The organism is Crenothrix sp. (assembly GCF_043729335.1).
In the GTDB taxonomy this organism is placed as follows: Bacteria; Pseudomonadota; Gammaproteobacteria; order Methylococcales; family Methylomonadaceae; genus Crenothrix.
Genome location: NZ_JAYTLQ010000002.1, coordinates 71,800 through 94,486 on the forward strand (window position 1 = coordinate 71,800; position 22,687 = coordinate 94,486).

The following is a 22,687-nucleotide window of genomic DNA, read 5'->3' on the forward strand; positions in this document are numbered from 1 at the left end:
TGATCGCCGTTTACTATGGTTTCCCTACTGGCTAAGGGCTTACAGTGTTCCGGTACGAGATCCCGCACCGCCACTGGATGTGGTGCAAGTAACCGTCCAGGTATTGCCGACAGTAGCTGGCGAGGTGGCGACATTCACGTAAGCATTTGTACCAGCAGCCGGTAGAACTGGGCCGCCAATGTTGCCGTTTGCCGTGCCATTGTTGCTCATCACGCATTGCGCACTTGGTGTCAAGGTAACGGCACCGGACGCACCCGCGTAAGTGCTGGTAAAACGGATATCCCAACGTGTACCAGTCCATTTGACGCGTTGGAAGGCGACAGCTTCAGCCGCTGTTTTCAAGGCTACTTGTACTGTGATAGGTGTTGAACGAATGCCAGCCGTATTAGCCACTGTGTAGGTAAAGCTATCGATGGTGTTGTTGGCTGTTGCGCCTTGGCTTACAGGGGTGTAGGTTATGGTACCATTGGCGTTCGGTGTTGCAGTACCACGGCCAGGCGCTGTTACAATCTGAACAGTTGCAGGATCAATCAGCGTGCTGCTCAGGCCAGTCGTATCATTAGCAAGCACCGGAATGATTGCCCCGGCGCTGCTACGGAACACACCTTGACTGTCAGTCACACCCACTGGTGGTGGTACTGTCTTCTTTACTCTCAAATCCACTCTGGCAACATTGCTTACTTCGTTGGTGGCCGTGTTCTGGATTGCATAGTAGAAAGTCAGTTCAGACGCTGGCATATTCTGTTCAGCCGTGTAGGTCACGCTGCCTCCGCTACTCGGTGCAGTCACTGTACCAAGTTGCTCGCCCAAGTTATTTACAGGTTGACTGACCACAACGATACGGAAGTTACCCGGTGTGTTATCCGCACTATCAGTCAGCTTAGCTAAATTAGGGCTTGCGCCGAAACTTGCTCCAGTGAGATCCAAGGTGGTTGTACCCGTACCTTGTATATTGTCGAAGCTATCGCTGATCGCGCCAGTAATCAATGGTGCATCGCTTACCCCCGTACCACTGACAGGCTGGCTGGTTTCTTGTCCACCCAAGTTAGACTGCACAATAACGTCTTTAGGGATGAAGTGGGTATCTGGATTAAATTCGTTCAAATCTTTTTCCAGTACCACGTCGTTATCTGCCACCTTTCCGCAAGTTCCAGTCGGTGCGCCGAATGCACCGTAAGCAGGTGAGTTCAGGCTTAAAGGTAACGGGTTGGTTTCATCTCCAGAATGTGCGGCTATACAAAGCTTTCTTGTCACTGGATCAAAGACTGACTTAGTAACGACTACGGCATCCACCACACCGCTAGATGAACGGTTAGCCGGATTACTGGTCAGGTCGGTTACTGTCACGTTGGTAGGAATCGGTTGATCTTTATCGAACTCCAAATGGGCATGATAGCGACCAGTGAGATTACCGCTAATTTTTTCTTCCAACATCGTGACGCTAGGCATGTGTTGGGAAGCATCCGATGAAGCTGTCAGAACTACATCATGCGCTTTAGTCCCGTCTGCCCAGACATCTAAGGCAGCAGTTGTGGAGTTACGGACGTAAGTTGCCTTACTAATGGAGATTGGATCCACAATGGGCAGATCCCAAATAGGGCCAGAGATGGCAGCCAATTCATTGAACAGCGGTTGCCCAGCACCAGCACCCAAGTTACAACCTGCGGGTGGCGTAATTTCTACATAATTATTGAATGGATGCTCAGGATGACCGGCAGGCGCTCCCGCCGGTACGGTACTACCCACAAACAAATGCGGAACGTTTGGATCACCGATATACTTACGAACTGGGCCAGCGGGTGGGGTAAACGTTACCGCAGGGTTGGTAGCACTGACTGGGTTGATGTTATCAATACCCACATCCCATTTCAGGAAAGGACCGGTGTGGCCTTTTAAGGCAGCATCGTAATCACCTGGAATGGCAGTCTTGTCGTCTGTATAGAACAAGGCTCGCGCCCCTTCTACCATGTCAAAAGTATGGACTGCAAAAGGCGTACGAACGATGTACTCTCCTGTACAGGAGTTGTCATTGGTTGTTGGCAAGTCAATACGAATACGCTCACGGGAAAAAACAATTTCCTGTGGGTCAGCCGCATTGCGAATGGCTGGTGGTTCGCCATCGGCGGTTAAATAAGCCATTTCTAAATGCCCCATCCACAACAAGTTACCGCCGGTCATGGGAATGGTTACATCAGCAGTGGCATAGAATGCTTCCGGCCCAATATTGCCGGCAAAGCGACCGGCTGTGGCATCGGCAGTGCTGGTCAAACACAAAGGGCCATTACCTGCATCATCTTGATAGATACATTGGCCGACTGCCAAGCCACCTGCGTCAGCAGTTTCACGATACCAGTCCGGAAAGAAATCAGCCGCTAACGTGGTTGTGCCAGCAGTTCTTATTGGGCCACGGTCACGCAGCACAGCGTTTGCCATACCGCTGACAAATATTGAACCCGCCAATGCAATTTGAATACTTTTACGTAGGCGACTATTGCCTGGTTGGGAGTTTGTACTCCCTGTTAAAGATTTAATTTTGTTCATTTTAATACCTCATTAAGTCAGGGTGTGCTGAGTTAAAGGGGTAATAAAAGTTTCTTCAAAAAACAGATGTGGTTACTATTAGAATTTCACTTATGCGCTAGTATCCGCACACAAACACAAACACAAACACAAACACAAACACAAACACAAACACAAGCCATGTTTGCATTGCGTTAGAGGCAATCGCATTTGTCGTTACACGTTAAAGTTGGGTGTAAAAATAACTTAAGTCTACATTAATATTATTTTGTTATAATCAATACAAGATTTCGAAACCGCCAAAGTTTTAAGCCCAGGTTGATTTTACTCAGCCGATGTAGTTGTCAATCTTCCACGGATTGGCAACTACGTTTAACGCCATAAAAAATCAATAGTTTTGCGTTTCATATTTTTATCCGATACTTTATAACCCCTTAAATCGTTAGTAGCGTGCATCCGTGCGTGAGTAAAATTTTTGAGTATTTGCCGCGTAGGCAATTCAAACCTATCCAACAGCCATCTTCGTTTTGCAGTAATAGATATTCTTGCCAGTAATTACTATACGCAGATTAAAATTTGTGTACATACGTATAATTACCTACGGTAAGTGGGCTGAGGCTTACGCATGAATTCAAGCTATTTTTCCTTTCGGATTGAGAAATATCCATACTGCAACACCCCATAATTCCTTGCAGGCCTTAGCCTAAAATGCACTCCAATACCGGTAATCCTTGCTTCAAACAGCTAAAGTCCTATGGACAATGAACTCCAGAGTTTATGTAGGGTATTGGTATCAGAAATACACATTAATATCTAAGCGCATACTGTGCCATTAATTTTAATAAATTGATTGTAATGATTTATTTAGCATTTGTTGCTGTTAGTTTCGGTAGCAATCAGCAGCAGTGTACAAAAATAAATACGTTGTGTTTTAGATGGATAGACAAGGAGTTGATAAATATGTAAATAGGGGAGGCAAAAACTAAGCCATATCAAAAAACTAGTCCTTAAATATGTAAAAAACTGATTACTATGGCTAAAAGCTGAATGGAAAATTACATGAAGTTGCTTAATATTTAAAAATGTAATATGTATAAAAAACAAACAAAGGAAAGCTGATTTTTTTTAAACTTCACTGACTTCTTTATCCTCCACTTGTGGCCAAGCGGGCCAGGCAGTTAGCACGGCTTTAACGACCGTAGCCAATGGAATCGCCAAAAATACCCCCCAAAATCCCCATAAGCCACCAAAAAATAGAATGGCTACAATAATGGCAATCGCATGTAAATTAACCGCTTCGGAAAATAATACCGGCACCAGAATAACGCCGTCTAAAGCCTGAATAATTGAATAGGCAATCAAAATATACAGAAAATTATCACCGCTTAAGCCCCATTGGAAATACGCCACCCCCAGCACTGGAAAAGTAACTAAAGTTGCGCCGATGTAGGGAATAACCACTTGCAAACCCATTAATACTGACAGCAGTAGCGCATAATTTAAGCCCATGGTTTTGTAAGTCACATAGCTGACAAACCACATAATCAGAATCTCCGCAAATTTCCCGCGAATGTAGTTACCAATTTGCATATCAATTTCTTCCCACACCCGTACCGATAAATTACGTTCTTCGGGTAAAAACTGCAAAAACCAATCAATAAGCAATTGCTTATCTTTTAAAAAGAAAAACACCATCATCGGTACCAAAAACAAATACACCATCGCACTCACTAAACTCACCACCGAAGCCGCCGAAAACGACAACATGTTTTGTCCGTAATTCAGTAATTCGCTTTGCACCTTAAACAAAATGTCCTGAATTTTATGCTCGGAAATAAACTGCGGATAAGTTTGCGGCAAGCGCATAATTTCATCCTGAAAGCTCGAAATAATGGCCGGAATATGCTGTACCAGTTCTACCGCTTGTTCTGACACAATAGGCATTAAATAAAATAACAAAATGCCAAGACAGGCCATAAAACAGGAAAATACCAAATACACAGCGGGTAAGCGGTGCATTTTTAGACCTTCAAGTTTCTCTACGATACCTTCCAGTAAATAGGCCAGCACAATAGAGGCAAACACCGGCATTAATAAATCAGCGAGAGAATAAATCAGCACAAAACTGACCACTAAAATAATGGCCAGGGAAACCGTTTGTGTATTGGGCAAAAATCGATTAAAGCGTTCTATAAAAAATCGTAAATTGACGGATTGGTTTTGCATGGGCATTACGTCTTATTTTAATTATGGCAATGGTCTGGATGGCTTGTTTTTAATGCTAAAAAGGTTTTTGGAAGCCGTAGATGTAGTAGTTTAATAATTTCAACCGACTTAAGCATTCTAATGCCGCTGTTTCTAAGCGGGCAATAGGTCGCGCAACGCGTTGTTGGCGTGCAAGCCAGTTTAGATAAGTGTATGTGGGCAAGGTGTTGTCGGTAATGTCCCGTTCAGTGTGCAGATTAAAGCGCATTTGCTTGGCTAAGTTCCGATAATGAGCAGTGGTGTATTGTACGTTGCATTTGCCGTAAAAGCCGATACTTAAGCTCTCTGGGAGTTTTATTTTTGTTAACGGTGCTATGGCCGCATGAGGGATAAAATCGGATAACGCTAAATAACCACCCGGCTTAAGCACCCGATAGGCTTCAGCAAAAAATTGCTCACGATCAGGAAAATGGAAAATACATTCAACCGCCAGCACGGTGTCAAAGGATTGATCGGCAAAGGGCAGGGCACAGGCATTGCCTTGTTGAAAATCAATATGATTGCCGTTTTGAGCTACAACAGTAGCACGCGCCCTGTGCAATTGGCGCTCATCAATATTTAATCCTGTTAATGTCATGCCGGTATGGTTTTCGTTGATATGGGCAATGGTGCCGCCAAAGCCGCAGCCGACATCAAGCACAGTAAGATTATTACCCACGTGACCTGCAAGGCACACTTGCTCACTTAGGTTTTCTGCGGCCTGTGCAAAATCGGCGCTAGTCGGCAAGGCATGGGTAGGTTTCGGCCAATAACCCCAGTGCACATGGCGTCCAAAGCTTTCGGCAACCACTTTATTGTCTTGGGCTAATAAGGCTAGCAAATCATCAAAATAGGGTAGGTTGACAGTTACCCGGTGAGTTTGTTTTTTTAATGGATCAGGTGTTTTCATGGCAAATTTAACCGTTTAAGGTTGGGTTTATTAGCTTAAGCTAAATAAGTTTACAGGTGTTGAAAAAATATTAGCATGAGACTTGTTGTTAGCTTTACATTAACTATACTCAATGTACTATCAATAGATTAATTTTTTTTGAAAACTATCTGTTTATAGTTACCGGTATTACCGGAAAAATAATGGATTTATATTAGGTTAAGGATTTAAAACAGATTGAAAATAGTTATAAGAGGATAAAAATGAAATTGAAAATTTTGGCTTTGGCTGCAATGGCCAATTTAATGATGCTGACATCTCCTATAGTGAGTGCAATAGTGATAACACCTAAATCGGTCGTGGCTTCAAGCACTTTTATTAATTCGGATGCAGATAATCTGATTAACAGTGTGGGAATGGATAATCAGCTGCATAATACGGATTTTGACAATATGTGGTTGAGTAATCAATCGATAACCGCAACACTTACTTTTGATTTGGGAAGTGTTTATGATTTAAGTGGTGCTTATGTATGGCAATATAACCCAGACAATGCCACGACTACATCTGGCGTAAAGCAATTTAATATTTTAACGTCGCTGGATGGCTTAGACTTTGTTCCAGTTTTTTCGGCCACTCTGGCTCAAGGAAGCGGTGTTGCTGGTTGGTTTGAACCTGAATTTAAGGCATTCTCTCAAACTGCCCAATATGTTCAATTTTCAATTTTGTCAAATTACGGCAGTTCTTACAGCGGTTTAAGCGAAGTTAAATTTGAAACAGGTGTTTCTGTACCTGAGCCTCAAGTGATGGGCTTATTGGCTTTATCACTATTAGGTTTATTGGCACTACGGGCAAAAACTGGTTTTTCTCAAAGAAGCATGGCACTGCCTTTTTGATTATAAACTCCTTCAAAAATGATGATATTATTAGATTATGGGTTTGTGAAAACTAATAAAAAGTTTACAATTGACCCATTTTTTGAGTACACATTTGCATTAATGCTTATAACCAAAGTGGTGTTGTAGAGCATTTTTATGATCGGATGGTATAAATAACATCAGGGTAACATGAGTAGATTTAAGCATTTTTTGATTTTTTTTCTGACGCCCTTATTATTGGCCAGTTTGCTTTCAATAGGCATAGGCAACGCTGCGGTTGCTGTGGATAAGCAAGCGTCGAGTGTTTATAAGGTGGATCGGGTTTTTAGTGCCATCAACCGTTCAAAAATTGCTAAAACCGGCGCACTTATACTCGAAGCGGGTCATGACTATGTCTTGGTTGAGGCAACAGCGTTAGAAAAAACAGCCATCGCCCAACTGGGTTTTTCTATTGCCCGGCCAACGCAGGATGAAGGCAAAATGTTAGCTTTTTCGGCTACCGACTCTGATTATCATGATTATGCGGAAATGGTGGCCGAAATACAGCAGGCAGAAACCGACTATCCGGCTATTTTTAAGTTGTTTAATTTAGGTATTTCTGTCCAAGGGCGTACCATCTGGGCGGGTAAAATATCGGACAATGTTGAAAAAGATGAGCCCGAGCCTGAAATTTTATTAACGCATCATCAGCATGCGCGTGAGCATCTGACAGTAGAGCAAGCGTTATACACTTTAAAAATGTTAACCACTGAATACGCTAATGATCAGCAAATTATGCGTTTGGTCAATGACCGCGAAATCTGGATTATTTTTGATATGAATCCCGATGGCGGCGAATACGATACCGCTAGCGGTTCTTACCGGTCTTGGCGTAAAAATCGCCAACCTAATGCCAAGTCTAAAGCACTGGGCAGTGATTTAAATCGCAATTGGAATTATGTGTGGGGATGCTGTGACGGCAGTAAAGCTATTCCCAGCAGTCCAACGTATAAAGGTGATGCCGAATTTTCTGCGCCAGAAACCAAGGTAGTGCGTGATTTTGTTAATAGCCGCGTATTGAAGGGCAAGCAGCAAATCAAAGTGGCTATTGATTTTCATAGTTATTCAGAACTGGTTTTGTGGCCGTACAGTTACACACTAACGGATGTGCCCGTTGATATGACCCAGGATGACCATGATGTATTGGTGGCGATGGGCAAGCAAATGGCCAAGCTAAATGGCTACGCACCCAAGCAGTGGAGCGATATGTATATTGCCGACGGTACCTTGAACGATTGGTTATACGGCGTACACGGCATTCTTAATTATACCTTCGAGATGGCGCCGAAAACCTTGGGTAAAGGCGGTTTTTACCCGTCTGATAAGGTTATTCCCAAAGAAACCGCCCGTAATCGTGCCGCCATTTTGTATTTAATGGCTCAAGCGGCGTGTCCGTACAGCGCAATTGGTAAAAAAGTGCAGTATTGCGATACGGTTACTACGGGCTTTTACAGCCCCAGTGACGATAATCCTGTGTCGCGTAATGCCGGTGATAATAATGGCTATGATATCAGCCCCGTCAATGCTTATTCACCTCAGAAACTCAGCGCTGTTGATATCAATAGTGGTATCGGCAAGGTTGTGGCTTGTGATGATAAAGGTAAAGATAGTCATGATTTTTATGATTATTTTATCAATATCCCTAAAGAGGCAAATGTTAAAGGCCTAGAGCTAAAGCTGTATGCTAAAGCCGACAGTGCCTTGAATGAACCGCATATTTGCACACAATTGTCATGGGATGGTGGACAAACGTGGACGACACCCAAGTTAACGGGCACATTAACTACTCATCTTCAAGCTTACACCTTAGGGGGTATTTCAGATACTTGGGGACGTACTTGGGCTTCAAATGATTTAGCTAATCATAGCTTTAGAGTGCGCTTGACGAATGTGGCAAGCTCTCCATTGCGTGATTTTTCGCTGGATTGGTTAGCCGTTAGGGTCAGATATTAAGTCAAACCACGTAGATTTAATCGTCACGCTTAGCTACTCGGTTAATGTCACGTAGCATAAAACCGTAAAGCCCTTCCACTTTGTCACGCGCCCATGGCGTTTTACGTAAAAATTTCAGGCTTGAGATAATGCTGGGGTCAGTACTAAAACACCGTATCGGGATTCGCTCAGCCAATTCATCCCAGCCATAGTGCGCTACCAGTGCGGTTACTATGGTTTCCAGGGTCAGGCCATGTAAAGGATTGTGCCGTTGCTTTATCGGCTCAACGGGCAGTTGTTCAGCTTGAGTAACCGGCGCATCCGGGAGATTATCAGGTGGCGAGATCATGATTGTTGTCCGTTTTTGATGGGTTTAAATAAGTGCGATGGGTCTTGAAATTATCGGATCCAAAATCCATCGCCCACCAATGCCCAAGCTGGCCAGATCAGTAACAAATCGATATTCAACATCGCTTTTTAACATGGGTTCCTAGGTGTGATCAATGTCTTGTATGGGAGTAATTTCCGCATCGAGACAATGTTGTGTTCAACGCTGTATAGCCAAGTGTCTTTAGTGTGCGTTCCACTAAAAAATAAAATTAAACAATGGCTTAGTCGTTTTCTGCCCAGGAAAATGAGCGTAACATTATTTTTACATTTTTAAGAGTACATTGTAACTCAACAACAATAATGCTTCTTCCGCTTTAAACGCGAAGTCTAAACGTTAAACCATCACAGTCCCAATCTGTTCACCCAGTCTAACCGCTTCACCGGCAACAAGCCCATCACGCCACTGCGCTGCATCTTTGCCAAATAGCACAATAATGGTAGATCCCATATTAAAACGCCCAAGCTCCTCGCCGATATTAAGCGTTATGGGTTTGTCATCATAATGCCAGGTTTGCACACTGGTAGCGCTGGGTGGTGTCACTTCACCATGCCAAACAGTTTCTATGCTACACACAAAAATAGCGCCTACCATCACCAAGGCCATCGGCCCTGCGGCGGTGTCAAAAATAGCGACTACGCGCTCATTTCGGGCAAACAAGCCCGGCACGTTATTGGCCGTTACCGTATTAACACTAAACAAACGTCCAGGCACATGTATCATCTCGCGCAGTGTACCGGTAAGCGGCATGTGCATACGGTGATAATCCTTGGGTGCCAAGTAAATGGTGCTGAACATGCCGTTATTAAACGGCGCAGCACGTTCGGCATTGCCGCCTAACAAATCAATAGCAGTAAAGCTTTTGCCTTTGGCCTGAAAAATAGTGCCGTTAGTAATCGCTCCCGCCTGACTAACCGCTCCATCAGCAGGACTGGCAATAGCATTGGCCTCACTTGTAACAGGCCGTAAGCCGGGCTTAAGTGCGCGGGTAAAAAAATGGTTAAAACTTTTAAAAGCACTGATATCCTCTTCAATGGATTCAGCCATGTTGACGTCGTAATGCTTGATAATCTGCGTGATGAACAGTGTCTTAATAAAGTTATTTTCTGAATGTGAAATGCGCCGCATTATGCGCGACAAAAAATGATGTGGCAGGATATATTGTGGCAAGGTTGCCAGGGCTTCTTTAAATGTCATGTAAACAAGAGGTTCGTGATAGTGAAATTAAGGCAGATTAACAAGCTGCGGCGCTTGCCAGCCAGGGTTTTTGTGTTCCACAATCACCGTCGTATAAATACCGCCACGCACGTTAAACTCGGCACGGATGCGCATAAAGTTAGGCGCAATCGCAGCAACGATGTCGTTGAGGATTTCATTAGTGACTGCTTCATGAAACGCACCTTGATTCCGAAATGCCCACATATAAAGCTTAAGGGCTTTTAATTCCACACATAAAGCACCTGGAACGTACTCTATAACGATAGTCGCAAAATCAGGTTGGCCGGTTTTAGGGCACAAACAAGTAAACTCCGGAATGGTCATTCGTATCGTATAATCACGCTCTGGCTGGGGATTGGGAAAGGTTTCCAGGGTTTTACTTGGGGTTGTTGTCATGTTGAATTATGCAAAAAGTGTATAAAAAATAAAAAGTCTGACAAATACCGCTAAAATAGTAAATGTTTTCTTTAAGTCTAGGGATATTCTACCAGTTATGAAGCTGGAAAAAATCAAACTTTCAGGTTTTAAGTCGTTCGTCGACCCGACCACCATCCCGATTAAAGGGAATTTAACCGCTATTGTCGGCCCCAATGGCTGCGGCAAATCTAATATTATAGATGCCGTGCGCTGGGTTATGGGCGAGAGTTCTGCCAAGCATTTGCGTGGCGGCAGTATGGCCGATGTGATTTTCAATGGTTCATCGGGTCGAAAGCCGGTGAGCACCGCATCTGTTGAACTGGTTTTTGATAACAGCGAAGGTAAGCTTGGCGGCGAATATGCGCAATACGACAGCATTGCTATCCGCCGGCAAGTCAGTCGCGATGGCTTGTCGTCTTATATGCTGAACGGTTCGCGCTGCCGCCGTAAAGATATTACCGACTTATTTTTAGGCACTGGTTTAGGTTCACGCAGTTACGCTATTATTGAACAAGGCACTATCTCCAGAATGGTAGAAGCCAAGCCGGACGAGCTGCGTGTGCATATTGAAGAAGCGGCTGGCATCTCTAAATATAAAGAGCGGCGCAGTGAAACCGAAACCCGCATGAAGCAAACCCGGGAAAATCTGGAACGTCTGGACGATGTGCGCGACGAGGTGGACAAGCAATGCAAGCATCTGCAAAAACAATCAGAAAAAGCCGAAAAATATACCGAGCTCAAACAGCAAGAGCGCCAGTTTAAACTGGAATTGCTGGCCATGCGCTGGAATACTTATCATCAAGCCGCCACGCAACTTGATGCCCTATTACAGGCGGTTGCAACCGAACATAACCGTCTGTTTGTCGAACGCCGTGCGCTTGAAAGCAACATAGAAAACAAGCGCACCGAACACAAAGCCCAACAACAGCAGCTCAATCAAAGCCAAGAAGCGTATTACGCTGTGGTTACCGAAGTCAGTACGCTGGAACAAACGATTAAGCATAACGAAACCAGCCATCAAGAAACCTTGGTAGAAATTGAACGTTGCCAACACTTGCAAGCCCAGGCCGCTGAACAGCTGGAAGCGGATATGGAAGCGTTGGAGAATATTAAATACGACCTGCTCGCCGCCGAAGAAGCGTTGTTAATTGCCGAAACTACCCAAGAAGAAGCGTTGCATATCCAGCAGGACTCACAGCAAAAACGCAGCATTTGGCAGGCACAATGGGAAAGCTATCGTAACGAAAGCGCTAAATACAAAGAACAAACCGAGGTGCATCGGGTAAAAATAAGCCAACTGGACAACCAAAACCGCCAGTTACAAGCGCGTTTGGATAAGCTCAGCGCGGAAGGCAGCGAGCTTAGGCGCCAAAATGACCAAACTGATCTGGATGCTTTGCAAGACAGTCTTGACCAAATGCTTGAAGAGCGCGATAGCTTGCATAATCAACTGGAAATCTTGCAACAGCAAATCCGCGAATACCGCGAGCTGGCCAAATACACGCATAATCAATTGCACGGACAACGCTTAGAAAGCCAAAATGTACAAGGCAAAATCACTTCGCTAGAACTGCTTCAGCAACACGCCATGGGCAAAGATAATCAGCAAACCGGTACGTGGCTAGAAACAGTGAATTTGCATCAACAGCAACGATTAGCTGAATTTCTGGACGTTGAAAGCGGCTGGGAAACAGCGGTTGAAACCGTGTTGGGCAGTTATCTGGAAGCTATTTGTCTGGATAGTGCTGAGCCTATTATTGCCGCTCTAAATTCTTTAAAAGAAGGATCAGTTAGTTTATTTGAGACTGTTTACCCTACTGCATCAACCTCACAGCAGCACGTGGCATTACAAGATAAGATCACCGCGCCGTGGAACTTAAGTGCGTTATTATCCGGCGTTTATTGCGCCGCTAACCCTGAGCAGGCACGGCAGTTATCAGCACAGATTAAAGTGCATGAATCGGTGATTACACCCGATGGCAGTTGGTTTGGCCCTGGATGGGTAAAAATCACTCATCATCAGGACAGTAAAACCGGCATCTTACAACGTGAAAAGGAGTTGCGACTATTAAAGCAGCGTCAGGAAAGCTTGCATCATGAAATCGATACCAGCGAACAGCAACTTGAAAGCTCTGAAACTGCCTTAAAAAATGCCGAACTTAATCGTGAAACCTTACAGCAACAGCACAACCGTCTTAACGCAGAACTGTCCGCGAAAAGCTCAGAATTTAGCGCATCTTCCGCAAAATGGGAGCAGCAGCAATTACGCCTCAAACAGATTAAACAAGAGCTGGAGGACATTAATCAAGAGCTGTCTGAAAATGCTGAAATAGTGGCTGAATCGCGTTTGTTACAGGAAGAGGCTGAACAAGTCATGGCAGAACAAGATGAAAAACGCCAGCACCTGGAAGCGTTAAGCCAAACTTTGCAAGCGCAACAACACACTACCGAGCAAATTGTTAAAGAAACTCAGCAGCAGTTTTATAGCATAAGAGCGCAAATTGAAGCGTTACGGTCATCAGAAACACTTACCCAAAAACAAATCGAACGCCTACAGATTCAGCAGCAACAAAGTCGTGAACGCATTACTGAACTTGAAAAAAAGCGCCAGCAGACTAACTTGCCGCTAGATGGTGAAAAAGAGCACCTCATACAGCGGCGTAGCGATAAAGATGATCTGGAAAACCAGTTAGCAAAACACCGCCAACAACAAGATGACAGCGAAACGCAGATTACGGTTTTAGCAACTGAGCTATCGCGCGCAGAAAAAGCACTTGAAAAACAAAAAGAAAAATTGGATCATCTACGTTTTGAACACCAAGAAAACAAAGTTCGCCAGCAAACCGTCAGTGAGCAGCTTAAAGAAATTGATGCTAATATTGAACACGTACTGAGTACTCTACCGGAAAATGCACAAGAGCCCGGTTGGAAAAAGAAGGTGGATGAATTGGCTACGCAGATTGAACGCTTAGGCAGTATTAATCTTACCGCTATAGAAGAGTACAAAACGCACAGTGAACGCCTGAATTTTCTGAATGAACAGCATGCCGATTTAGTTGAAGCATTGCAAACGTTAGATCAAGCCATCAGTAAAATTGATAAAGAAAGCAGGCTGCGTTTTAAAGACACATTCGATAAAATAAACACCGGTTTACAGGAAAAGTTTCCTAAACTGTTTGGCGGTGGCCAGGCTTATCTGGAATTAACCGATCAGGATATACTGGAATCGGGTGTTAACATTATTGCAAGGCCTCCAGGCAAGCGCAATAGCTCTATCCATTTGCTGTCGGGTGGTGAAAAAGCCTTAACGGCAGTTGCGTTGGTGTTTTCAATTTTTGAGCTCAATCCAGCACCGTTTTGTTTGCTTGATGAAGTCGATGCACCGCTGGACGATGCCAATGTCGGGCGGTTTTCTAAGATGGTTGAAGAGATGTCGGAATCTGTCCAGTTTTTATATATTTCCCATAATAAAGTCACTATGGAAATTGCAAAACAACTGGCAGGTGTTACTATGAAAGAGCCGGGCGTGTCCCGGATGGTCGCTGTTGATATTGAAGAAGCAGTCAGTCTTGCGGAAATCTAAATGGATAAAGAAATATTGAGAATTGTAATAATTGCCTCCGGTTTGCTGGTGATGATGGCGATGCTGTTATGGGGCTATTTGAGAAGTCGACGCTCGTCGGATGACTTCAAGATTTTTGATGGCGAAAAAAATATCGGCCCGCTCAAAGAATCGTTAAAACTTCATCCTGAAAATGATGAGTATGACGTTGTGCGCGTGTCGCCGAGTGCGCCTATTGCCCAACAAAATGTAGCAAGCAGCACAGCAACCAAACCCCAAAGTCAACCACCGACTCCTAAACCAGCGGCCGCTAAAAAACCAGCACATCTTAAAGTCGTACAGCCACCGGTACCCGTGGTTGAGCAAGACGATGACTTTGATATCGATTTTGATTATGAGCCGCTTGATACCGATCCTAAACCACGCGCAACGCTACCTGCTATTATTCAATTTAGTATTGTTGCTAATGCAGATCAAGGCTTTAATGGTGTGAATTTATTTGAAGCGTTTGAATCGGCGGGACTGCATTACGGGTCATTGAAGATTTTTGAGCGCCTTGATGCACAGCGTTTAGTTAATTTCGGTGTTGCTTGTATGGTGGAACCGGGTACGTTTCCCGATAAAAACCTGGAATCGTTTTACTGCCCTGGTGTGGTTTTTTTCATGCAGCACGGTGAATTGGAAGATGCCCGCATCGTTTTTGATGATTACGTCGATACCATTGCCTATTTGGCTGACGCACTTGATGGTGTCGCCTGGGATCATCAAAGACAACCGCTTACTGAAGAAACGGTTGAAGCGATTCGGCGCAGTTTGTAGACAGCACGGCTAGGGTCGCAAAATCTTGTGATTTAGAAACGCAAAAAATTCTACAATTGTAGAGACGTAAAATCTTGCGTCTCTACACGCTGCCCCGAAAATGTTTAACTAATTCGACTATCCATTTAAGCTGCTGCGACACGTTTTGTAGGTTGGGGTGAGGTAACAAAACCCAACATGTGATGCACCGTGTCGTTGGGGTTCCTAACGTCACCCCAACCTACGCCAGTAGCAATACAACTTTGTCCCAACTTAAGTGGATAGCCACTAATTCAATGACGACATCCATGCTTAATCCAACACAGTTACAGCTCCTTGAAGTTGCTGATCTAACCCCACTGAATTTATCCCCTGAACAAATTGCTGAGATGGCCACAAAGCTTGATGCTTCTTTGTTAAGTGATGCGCAATTGGTGGGGTTTTTGCAGATTTGTAATGCGCTGTACCGTGGTGGTGAGCCGCTGATTACTGATTTAGCCTATGACCAGATTTTTCTCGCCGAACTGGAGAAGCGCCACCCTGATCACCCTTATCTACAAACCGTCGAACCCGAACTGGCTTTTGCCGGTAAAACAGTGTTGTTGCCTGAAAAAATGCTGTCCACCGAAAAAACCTACACCGCTGATGGCATCAAAAAATGGTTAGCAAGGTTAGAAAAAGCCGCTGAAGATATCGGTATAGATATTGAAAGCTTACACTTTAAATCCACACCCAAGCTGGATGGTTACGCAGCTTACGATGATGGAAATCTGCTTTATACCCGTGGCGATGGCCGAAAAGGTACTGATATTACCCGTGTGTTTGAGCGCGGTTTGATTGTCGGCGGTAATGGCCTGCGCGGCCAAGGTGCAGGTGAGATTGTGGTTAACCAGAGCTATTTTGCTAGTCATTTGGCCGACACCTTCGACAATGCCCGAAACTTCCAGGCCAGTATCATCAAAGAAAAAGACCTGGGACAACACGCGCTGGAAGCCATACAGAATCACGCGGCAGTGTTCTATCCGTTTGCCCAACTGCCGCAATGGCAAGGTTGTGCCCAAGACCTTAAAGCCAATCTGGCCGACATCATCACGCAAGCACTAAGCAGTGTGGATTATGATGTCGATGGTGTGGTTTTTGAAGTGACTGATGAGGTGCTGAAAAACCATTTGGGTGCGACACGGCATCATCATCGCTGGCAAATTGCTTATAAAAATAACATCGAAACGGCGATCGTGACGGTATTAAGCGTCACACCGCAAACCTCGCGTTCTGGCCGTGTTAATCCGGTTGCAGAACTGGAACCGACCCGATTGAGCGGTGCGTTGATTTCTAGAGCGACTGCCCACCATTATGGCATGGTGAAAGAGCAGGGGATTGGTATCGGTACGGTGATTGAATTAACCCGTAGCGGCCAAGTTATCCCAAAAATTGAGCGCGTCATCACCCCGCAAACACCGCAAATTCCCGAACATTGTCCCAGTTGTGGCAGTGATCTTGTATGGGACAGCGATTACCTGTACTGCCTAAATACCACGCAATGCCCTGCACAAATCGAAAACAGCATTGAGCATTTTTTCAGGGTTTTGGCCAATAACGATGGTTTCGGTGGTAAAACCATCCAAAAACTCCATGCGGCAGGCGTCAGTTCCGTGTATGCCATTTACCAGCTATCTTTGGAAGATTTAATGGGTATGGGTTTTGGCGAAAAAACCGCACAAAATCTGCTGGCACAGCGCCAACTCAGTCAAAGTTTAGCTATAGAAGACTGGCGTTTTTTGGGTGCATTTGGTATTCATCGCATGGGTTTAGGCAATTGTGAACGGTTGCTGCAACATTACCGGTTGGCTGATATTTTTCAGCTGACGGTAGAGGAAATTATTAACATAGAAGGCTTTGCGGATAAAACGGCTGCCGCAGTGGTCGAATCCTTAGCCAAAATTCAGCATGACTTTCAGCAGCTCTATCAACTGGGTTTTAACTTAATCACTACGCCGTTACTCTCGGAACAGCAGCAAAACCACAGTCCGATTGCCGGTAAAATCATTGTTTTTACGGGCACTATGATACACGGCAAGCGCGATGTTATGGCGCAACAAGCCAAGCGTTTGGGTGCAAAAGTGGCGACCTCTGTTACGGGCAAGACGGATTTTCTGGTCACCGGTACGGATGTCGGCGCTGCTAAGATTGCGGCAGCTATAGAAAAAGGTGTTAATGTTATTAGTGAAGATGCGTATTTGGCGTTGCTGAGTTAATCACCCTCTTGATAACGAGATTAAAGCTCCGGCTCCCAACTAATCTTGAACAGACAATCATCCTATAACGTGCTCTTTTAGCCATTCCTTAAGGGCATCATTCATACGGGTTTGCCAGCCGCTCCCAGTAGAGCGAAAGGCTTCCAGAATGTCTTTATCAAAACGTATCGTCAGTTGTTCTTTTACGCTATTTCCCGCAGGTCTACCACGTCTAATAAGTTTTGTACCCTCGTACAAATCGGCTTTCTCAAAAAATTCATCATTTAATTCTGGCAGTTCGTCATACTCTTCGGGCTGTATGATATGAGTATCAGCTTTACTCAAATCGCTCCTGATAATTATTAATTTCTCGTTCATTGGCTTTCCTCATTGTAAACACATGGTGGTTATCACCGCGTTGTACCCATCCCACAACCATCATACGCCCGTGTAAAAATCCGACAGTAATTTGACGAATTTCTCCATAATCTTTACGAGAATCTACGATAGTGAAATGTCGCCCAGCAAAAATATAAGTAGCATCCATGAAATCGAGACCTCGGTCAATAAGGGTTTTAGTACGTTTATTGGGGTCAAAAGTAATGTTCATTTGCATTATTGTAACTACAAATAATACGGGTTAGCAACTTGTTTTGATTCAATTTCTCCCTCGTTTTCGATCATCATTTTTTGAGTACGATGTTATTCCTTTATGTAGCTTGATTTGAGTTAACTTGCAAAAGTGCCTTCCAAAAACCTATTTCATTAAGCCTGCATTCATCAATAAACCTGTAAACTTAGCTCCTATATTCATAAACTTACTGGAGCAAATGATGAAAACAATATTGCTTTTAACCTCTATTTTGGGGCTTGCACTTAGCTTGCAAGGTTGTGCCGTATATCCTTATGGCAACGGCAACTATGGGGGTTATAACGGCTACAATAATGGCTATCAGTCTTATGGAAATGGCGGTAGGGGCGGCGGTTATGGAAGAGGATATGGTGGTGGACATCATGGCTGGGGAGATGACGACGGACGCGGCTGGCATGGTGGAGGCGGACACCACCACCATTGATGCCTTAAGTCTTTGTGGTCTTGCAATGAGTAAAAGTCGCGCCCCGTATGGGGCGCGTGGATTGAAACGCTTCCGATTGATATCAGCTGCCCGTTGTCCTATGTCGCGTCATGCAATTAACGGGTTGGACAACAGGCTTCACTAGTCTTTGTCTGATCTATTATTTTTAGAAAAAAACCACATCTGATAAATACTCAAAAAAATCTGTAAGCCCATAGACAGCCCCATTAACGCGCCACTGAAAATAACCACATAAGCGAATGAGGAAATCTCTTTAGTAATAAACCACGACAGCACATCCAGTAGCATCGCTGCAAATGGAATCACGACGGCCACTCTTTTTATATGTACATTGATATCGCACAATATAAAAATTTTGCCAATAAAAAACAGAATAAAGGCAATACCAAATAAATGGATATGCGATACCCGCACCAGCGTGGGTATGGTTGCGCCACCGGCATGAGCCACTTCGGAGACTGTTGCATAATGCGTTAAATCTGGCAAAGATGGGTTAATAGTAGGTGTGTGGCAAACAATGCAGTCACGATTCAATATGGGGGCGATTTTTTCTTCATAGGCGGGTTCTTCAGCGCCTTGTTGTATCCATTGCAAGATGACATCTTTGTCGCTGACATATTTCAGGTTAGATTTCATAATCCCATTAATGGCAGTACCTAAACGGGTTTGATCCTTCCCGCCATGATAACTGATGACAATGTCCTCAACGGAAAGCCCGGCTTTACCATCAAGTCCTTGATGGGTGTAATACATATTAGCAAGCGCCATCAGATACCCAAGGCCTATGGTCAATAGGAATACGGTATTTAAAATTCTTTCACTGACGGAAATATCGCGAAAGCGTCTATAGCGCTCAGGGGGTGCTGGCATGAGAAGTCCTAAAGTAGAGGTATTACTATGGGGAATGGTGGATGTTTAGGCGTATTTTTTAGGAAGCCGCCTTGTTCATAGTATAGGCAGTATTAAATTTATAGGTAGTTACAGCGTTTTCAGTATCGATTAGTTATATTTCAATGCAGTACAAACTTAGGTTTGTAATTTACTGCTAATAATTAATGTTATTCACCTGATATGAAAACGCTGTAAATGCACTGATTGCAAATCTGGTCTGCAAATTTGGTATGGCCTAGGGATTGGGGCTTAGTCAGTCAGCTACAGTTTAGTCGATAATTGATAAGCGCTGTAAATTGATTATGAAAGCAATGACGGTTATTATTTCTAAGCTCGCAGAAGCGGCTGATATTTTCATGACGATTAAACTTTTTTGGGGGCTGTGATTTTTAGTTCACTTAATCACCCGAATTTAGCTCTCATCGTCACCTATCATTTCAACTAAAATAAAAATATGAAAAAATTATTGATAGTTTTATCGTTTTCAACTTCGTTGCTTACTTACATTGACGTCAATGCTGCCCAGCATCATGGGGGGCATAGAGGTGCAAGCCGTGGTGCGGCAAGCGGCAATTGTTCACGGCCTCAGTTTGAGAAGTTCTTGCCGCCTAATATGGCCACTGTCGCCCCAGGATCGGAATTTTCTTTTAGAGCCACCAACATTGAAAAACCGGAACAACTTGAAGTAACCGCAAAAAAACTCCCCGTTACCGTCAATCTGGAATTTAAAGATCCGTATTATGTCGTTACCGGCAAATTACCCGATAGTTTACGTAATACCGTAGCCCGTATTAACGTTAAGTTGAATGCAAAAATCTCTGCGTGTGAAGCGGAAACAGGATGGCTAGTCAAAATATCTGAATAATGCACTTTCAAGCTGCGCAAATCGGATTTAACTGGCGTTAGCCGATTTGCCATCACACCTGTGCGCAGTTTTTCCTGTAAACTGCTCTCATTTACTCACTACTCTCCTTGCTCATGCTGAGTTACCGCCACATCTTCCACGCTGGAAATTTTGCTGATGTTTTAAAGCACAGTGTTCTCATTCACATTATTGAGTACCTGAAGAAAAAAGATAAGCCATTATGCTATATCGATACCCATGCAGGCCCCGGAAAATATCCCTTAGATAATGAGTTTGCGCTAAAAAATAAAGAGTTTGACAGCGGTATCAGCAAATTATGGCCATGCGATGACTTGCCCGCATCGTTAGCATCTTATGTGGCTTTGGTTAAACACTTTAATAACACTAACGCCTTAAAAAGCTATCCAGGATCACCGTTGCTTGCGCAACACTTATTGCGTAATCAGGACCATTTGTTTTTATGCGAATTACACAATACCGAGATTACTTTATTAACCAAGCGCTTTAAAGGCGTTAAAGGTGTGGATGTTATTCAGGCCGATGGTTTAAAACATGGCGTAAACTTACTACCGCCTAGCCAGCATCGTGGCTTGGTTATGATCGATCCCTCTTATGAAATAAAAAACGATTATCGATTGGTCGTCGACGCCTTGCAAGCGATGAGCAAACGCTTTGCCAGCGGTACCTATGCGCTATGGTATCCGGTTGTGGAACGCGATCGTAACCATCGGCTAGAAAAAGCCCTTGTTGCTACCGGCATCAAAAATATCCAGTTATTTGAGTTGGCAGTACGTGAAGATAGCAGCGGCCACGGTATGACAGCAAGCGGCATGATTGTCATCAATCCTCCGTTTACATTAATAGCGGAAATGGAACAAACGTTACCTTATTTGTCTAAAGTGCTTGGCGATAACGGAGCGGGATTTCATCGCATACAGACTTTGTCTGGAGAATAATTATTTCAGATTGAAATGTAGTGCAGCACGGGTATATTAACTACTAAAGCACTTTATTGCCCAACTAATAAAAACCATGATACCCTTAAAACATACGTCGCAAAACCTACTTTAATTGTTAGGATTACTCTTTAAATGACATCGCGTTACTTAAAATACTCTTGGTTTTTGTTTGCCCTGTTTTTACCCTCTTTGTCACTGGCCGCAGAGGATTTGGCCACTATCAACCCCCTCCTGCATTTAAACTTAACCCATCACTGGACGGGTTATCTGTCTTTGGTTTTATTTGCCGTGGCTTATTTGTTTGCCATGACCGAAGAAGTCACCGACTTACGCAAATCCAAGCCTATGGTGCTGGCGGCCAGTTTAATTTGGGTATTTATCGCCATTATTTATGCCCGTAACGGCATGAGTGAGCAAGCAGGACTGGCATTCCGTTCTTCTTTAGAAGGCTATGCCCAGCTGTTTTTGTTTATTATGGTATCAATGACTTATTTGAATGCCATGGAGGATAGGGGCGTATTTGAGAGCCTTCGAATCTGGCTGTTAAGCAAAAATTTCAGTTATCGACAATTATTCTGGATAACCGGTATTCAGGCGTTCTTTATTTCCTCAGTGTGCAATAACCTCACCACGGCATTATTGATGGGTTCAGTTATTGTCGCTATGGGCAAAAATGAACGCAAATTCGTCACCCTGGCGTGTATTAACGTGGTAGTTGCGGCCAATGCAGGCGGCTCGTTTAGTCCTTTTGGTGATATCACAACGCTGCTCGTGTGGCAAAAAGGCGTGGTGCCCTTTGGTGATTTCTTTTCGCTATTGATCCCCGCCATCGTTAACTTTGTTATACCGGCTACGGTGATGAATTTTGCCATCCCTAAGAAAAAGCCTGAAGCGGTGCAGGAAGAGCAACAAATGAAACGCGGTGGTTTTGTCATTATATTTTTATTTATTATGACCATTATTACCGCTGCAACCTTTGAAAACTTCCTCGGATTACCCCCGGTTGCTGGCATGATGATGGGCTTAACATACCTGAAGTTTTTCAGCTTTTACCTGCAAAAAACCTCAGACTATAGTGATGTTGTTTCGCATGAATTAACCGGCGCGGAGTTGATGAAGCTTCAGCAGCGACCTGTTAACGGTAAAATAGACTATTTTGCCCCCATGAAAATGATGAATACGCCGCAATATAAAGAAGCGGCATTCGATCAGCCTTTTGATGTATTTAACAAAGTAGCTAATCTTGAGTGGGACACGCTGTTGTTTTTTTACGGTGTCATGGTGGCTGTTGGCGGCTTAAGCTTTATTGGCTATTTAACGGTGGCTTCTACTTATTTGTATTCAGCCATTGATCCCTCTGTGGCCAATATTTTGGTGGGTATTGCCTCTGCTTTTGTTGATAACGGCACCATCATGTTGGCAGTATTAACCATGGAACCGCATATTTCGCAAGGCCAATGGCTATTGGTGACATTAACAGCGGGGGTTGGCGGTAGTTTGCTAGCGGTAGGTTCAGCGGCAGGTGTAGGCTTAATGGGGCAAGCTAAAGGCATTTATACTTTTACCAGTCATTTAAAATGGATGCCGGTTATTGCATTAGGTTATGCAGCCAGTATTTTGGCGCATTTTTTAATAAATGGCCGATATTTTTGATCTTATCCGCTATTAAAAAAAATTATTCCTACTCCTGTTAAAAATGGCCTAGGAAACCAAAAGTAGGCGTTTTTAAGCGACACGAAAGCTCCAGTAAAATAAA

General features: G+C 44.0%; 18 protein-coding genes. 9 read left to right on the forward strand and 9 right to left on the reverse strand.

The genetic code is table 11. The annotated features are described in order from the left end of the window. Window positions 1–39: 39 nt before the first annotated feature. The 3 genes from ACHZC4_RS00930 to ACHZC4_RS00940 form a co-directional block, all read right to left on the reverse strand. Entirely contained in the window at window positions 40–2,541 is a 2,502-nt protein-coding gene (locus ACHZC4_RS00930; RefSeq protein ID WP_394751877.1) for an Ig-like domain-containing protein, read from the reverse strand. Window positions 2,542–3,645: 1,104 nt separating this feature from the next. Then, the gene (locus ACHZC4_RS00935) at window positions 3,646–4,752 is read right to left on the reverse strand and encodes an AI-2E family transporter (RefSeq protein ID WP_394751878.1); all 1,107 of its coding nucleotides are present in this window, start codon (window positions 4,750–4,752) and stop codon (window positions 3,646–3,648) included. 49 nt (window positions 4,753–4,801) lie between these two features. Continuing rightward, window positions 4,802–5,674, reverse strand: coding sequence for a class I SAM-dependent methyltransferase (locus ACHZC4_RS00940; RefSeq protein WP_394751880.1), 873 nt, complete (start codon window positions 5,672–5,674; stop codon window positions 4,802–4,804). A 242-nt stretch (window positions 5,675–5,916) separates the two neighbouring features. Between ACHZC4_RS00940 and ACHZC4_RS00945 the strand changes: the two genes are divergently transcribed. Both ACHZC4_RS00945 and ACHZC4_RS00950 read left to right on the forward strand, forming a co-directional pair. Then, the gene (locus tag ACHZC4_RS00945) at window positions 5,917–6,549 is read left to right on the forward strand and encodes a discoidin domain-containing protein (RefSeq protein WP_394751881.1); all 633 of its coding nucleotides are present in this window, start codon (window positions 5,917–5,919) and stop codon (window positions 6,547–6,549) included. A 171-nt stretch (window positions 6,550–6,720) separates the two neighbouring features. Then, a complete protein-coding gene (locus tag ACHZC4_RS00950; protein WP_394751882.1) occupies window positions 6,721–8,523 on the forward strand; it encodes a M14 family metallopeptidase in 1,803 nt (600 codons plus the stop codon). Window positions 8,524–8,539: 16 nt separating this feature from the next. Here ACHZC4_RS00950 and ACHZC4_RS00955 read toward each other — a convergent pair whose 3' ends face one another. From ACHZC4_RS00955 to queF, 3 genes are all read right to left on the reverse strand, one after another. After that, window positions 8,540–8,782: a VF530 family DNA-binding protein gene (locus ACHZC4_RS00955; RefSeq protein WP_394752128.1), complete on the reverse strand. Its 243-nt coding sequence runs from the start codon at window positions 8,780–8,782 to the stop codon at window positions 8,540–8,542. A gap of 444 nt (window positions 8,783–9,226) precedes the next feature. Continuing rightward, complete coding sequence (gene asd, locus ACHZC4_RS00960) at window positions 9,227–10,087, reverse strand: archaetidylserine decarboxylase (protein WP_394751883.1); 861 nt, start codon at window positions 10,085–10,087, stop codon at window positions 9,227–9,229. Between the two features lie 27 nt (window positions 10,088–10,114). Next, window positions 10,115–10,504 (reverse strand): preQ(1) synthase, encoded by a 390-nt coding sequence (queF, locus tag ACHZC4_RS00965; protein WP_394751884.1) that lies wholly within the window; start codon window positions 10,502–10,504, stop codon window positions 10,115–10,117. 97 nt (window positions 10,505–10,601) lie between these two features. Here queF and smc point away from each other — a divergent pair, with 97 nt between their 5' ends. The 3 genes from smc to ACHZC4_RS00980 all read left to right on the forward strand — a co-directional run bounded on the left by smc (window position 10,602) and on the right by ACHZC4_RS00980 (window position 17,140). Further along, window positions 10,602–14,108, forward strand: a complete 3,507-nt coding sequence (gene smc, locus ACHZC4_RS00970; protein WP_394751885.1) for a chromosome segregation protein SMC — start codon at window positions 10,602–10,604, stop codon at window positions 14,106–14,108. Beyond that, window positions 14,109–14,906, forward strand: a complete 798-nt coding sequence (locus ACHZC4_RS00975; protein ID WP_394751886.1) for a cell division protein ZipA C-terminal FtsZ-binding domain-containing protein — start codon at window positions 14,109–14,111, stop codon at window positions 14,904–14,906. Window positions 14,907–15,088: 182 nt separating this feature from the next. Further along, entirely contained in the window at window positions 15,089–17,140 is a 2,052-nt protein-coding gene (locus ACHZC4_RS00980; RefSeq protein WP_394751888.1) for a helix-hairpin-helix domain-containing protein, read from the forward strand. 57 nt (window positions 17,141–17,197) lie between these two features. On the opposite strand, the gene ACHZC4_RS00985 is transcribed toward ACHZC4_RS00980, so the two are convergent. Further along, window positions 17,198–17,497 (reverse strand): BrnA antitoxin family protein, encoded by a 300-nt coding sequence (locus ACHZC4_RS00985; RefSeq protein WP_087147187.1) that lies wholly within the window; start codon window positions 17,495–17,497, stop codon window positions 17,198–17,200. Beyond that, window positions 17,457–17,735, reverse strand: coding sequence for a BrnT family toxin (locus ACHZC4_RS00990; protein WP_394751889.1), 279 nt, complete (start codon window positions 17,733–17,735; stop codon window positions 17,457–17,459). Before ACHZC4_RS00990 ends, ACHZC4_RS00985 begins: the two co-directional genes overlap by 41 nt. Before the next feature lie 214 nt (window positions 17,736–17,949). Here ACHZC4_RS00990 and ACHZC4_RS00995 point away from each other — a divergent pair, with 214 nt between their 5' ends. After that, window positions 17,950–18,195: a hypothetical protein gene (locus ACHZC4_RS00995; RefSeq protein WP_394751890.1), complete on the forward strand. Its 246-nt coding sequence runs from the start codon at window positions 17,950–17,952 to the stop codon at window positions 18,193–18,195. A gap of 141 nt (window positions 18,196–18,336) precedes the next feature. On the opposite strand, the gene ACHZC4_RS01000 is transcribed toward ACHZC4_RS00995, so the two are convergent. After that, window positions 18,337–19,086 carry a hypothetical protein gene (locus ACHZC4_RS01000; protein WP_394751891.1) on the reverse strand — a complete coding sequence of 250 codons (750 nt, stop codon included), beginning with the start codon at window positions 19,084–19,086 and terminating at the stop codon, window positions 18,337–18,339. Window positions 19,087–19,561: 475 nt separating this feature from the next. On the opposite strand from ACHZC4_RS01000, the gene ACHZC4_RS01005 reads away from it, so the two are divergent. The 3 genes from ACHZC4_RS01005 to nhaD all read left to right on the forward strand — a co-directional run bounded on the left by ACHZC4_RS01005 (window position 19,562) and on the right by nhaD (window position 22,584). Beyond that, the gene (locus ACHZC4_RS01005) at window positions 19,562–19,972 is read left to right on the forward strand and encodes a hypothetical protein (RefSeq protein WP_394751892.1); all 411 of its coding nucleotides are present in this window, start codon (window positions 19,562–19,564) and stop codon (window positions 19,970–19,972) included. A 113-nt stretch (window positions 19,973–20,085) separates the two neighbouring features. Further along, a complete protein-coding gene (locus ACHZC4_RS01010; protein ID WP_394751893.1) occupies window positions 20,086–20,928 on the forward strand; it encodes a 23S rRNA (adenine(2030)-N(6))-methyltransferase RlmJ in 843 nt (280 codons plus the stop codon). Between the two features lie 135 nt (window positions 20,929–21,063). Continuing rightward, window positions 21,064–22,584: a sodium:proton antiporter NhaD gene (gene nhaD / locus ACHZC4_RS01015; RefSeq protein ID WP_394751894.1), complete on the forward strand. Its 1,521-nt coding sequence runs from the start codon at window positions 21,064–21,066 to the stop codon at window positions 22,582–22,584. Window positions 22,585–22,687 lie beyond the last annotated feature (103 nt).

Excerpts from the sequence above, each read along its gene's own strand:
- ACHZC4_RS00930 (WP_394751877.1), bottom strand. The coding sequence starts at position 2,541 with ATGAACAAAATTAAATCTTTAACAGGGAGTACAAACTCCCAACCAGGC.
- ACHZC4_RS00935 (WP_394751878.1), bottom strand. The coding sequence starts at position 4,752 with ATGCCCATGCAAAACCAATCCGTCAATTTACGATTTTTTATAGAACGC.
- ACHZC4_RS00940 (WP_394751880.1), bottom strand. The coding sequence starts at position 5,674 with ATGAAAACACCTGATCCATTAAAAAAACAAACTCACCGGGTAACTGTC.
- ACHZC4_RS00945 (WP_394751881.1), top strand. The coding sequence starts at position 5,917 with ATGAAATTGAAAATTTTGGCTTTGGCTGCAATGGCCAATTTAATGATG.
- ACHZC4_RS00950 (WP_394751882.1), top strand. The coding sequence starts at position 6,721 with ATGAGTAGATTTAAGCATTTTTTGATTTTTTTTCTGACGCCCTTATTA.
- asd (WP_394751883.1), bottom strand. The coding sequence starts at position 10,087 with ATGACATTTAAAGAAGCCCTGGCAACCTTGCCACAATATATCCTGCCA.
- queF (WP_394751884.1), bottom strand. The coding sequence starts at position 10,504 with ATGACAACAACCCCAAGTAAAACCCTGGAAACCTTTCCCAATCCCCAG.
- smc (WP_394751885.1), top strand. The coding sequence starts at position 10,602 with ATGAAGCTGGAAAAAATCAAACTTTCAGGTTTTAAGTCGTTCGTCGAC.
- ACHZC4_RS00975 (WP_394751886.1), top strand. The coding sequence starts at position 14,109 with ATGGATAAAGAAATATTGAGAATTGTAATAATTGCCTCCGGTTTGCTG.
- ACHZC4_RS00980 (WP_394751888.1), top strand. The coding sequence starts at position 15,089 with ATGCACCGTGTCGTTGGGGTTCCTAACGTCACCCCAACCTACGCCAGT.
- ACHZC4_RS00985 (WP_087147187.1), bottom strand. The coding sequence starts at position 17,497 with ATGAACGAGAAATTAATAATTATCAGGAGCGATTTGAGTAAAGCTGAT.
- ACHZC4_RS00990 (WP_394751889.1), bottom strand. The coding sequence starts at position 17,735 with ATGCAAATGAACATTACTTTTGACCCCAATAAACGTACTAAAACCCTT.
- ACHZC4_RS00995 (WP_394751890.1), top strand. The coding sequence starts at position 17,950 with ATGATGAAAACAATATTGCTTTTAACCTCTATTTTGGGGCTTGCACTT.
- ACHZC4_RS01000 (WP_394751891.1), bottom strand. The coding sequence starts at position 19,086 with ATGCCAGCACCCCCTGAGCGCTATAGACGCTTTCGCGATATTTCCGTC.
- ACHZC4_RS01005 (WP_394751892.1), top strand. The coding sequence starts at position 19,562 with ATGAAAAAATTATTGATAGTTTTATCGTTTTCAACTTCGTTGCTTACT.
- ACHZC4_RS01010 (WP_394751893.1), top strand. The coding sequence starts at position 20,086 with ATGCTGAGTTACCGCCACATCTTCCACGCTGGAAATTTTGCTGATGTT.
- nhaD (WP_394751894.1), top strand. The coding sequence starts at position 21,064 with ATGACATCGCGTTACTTAAAATACTCTTGGTTTTTGTTTGCCCTGTTT.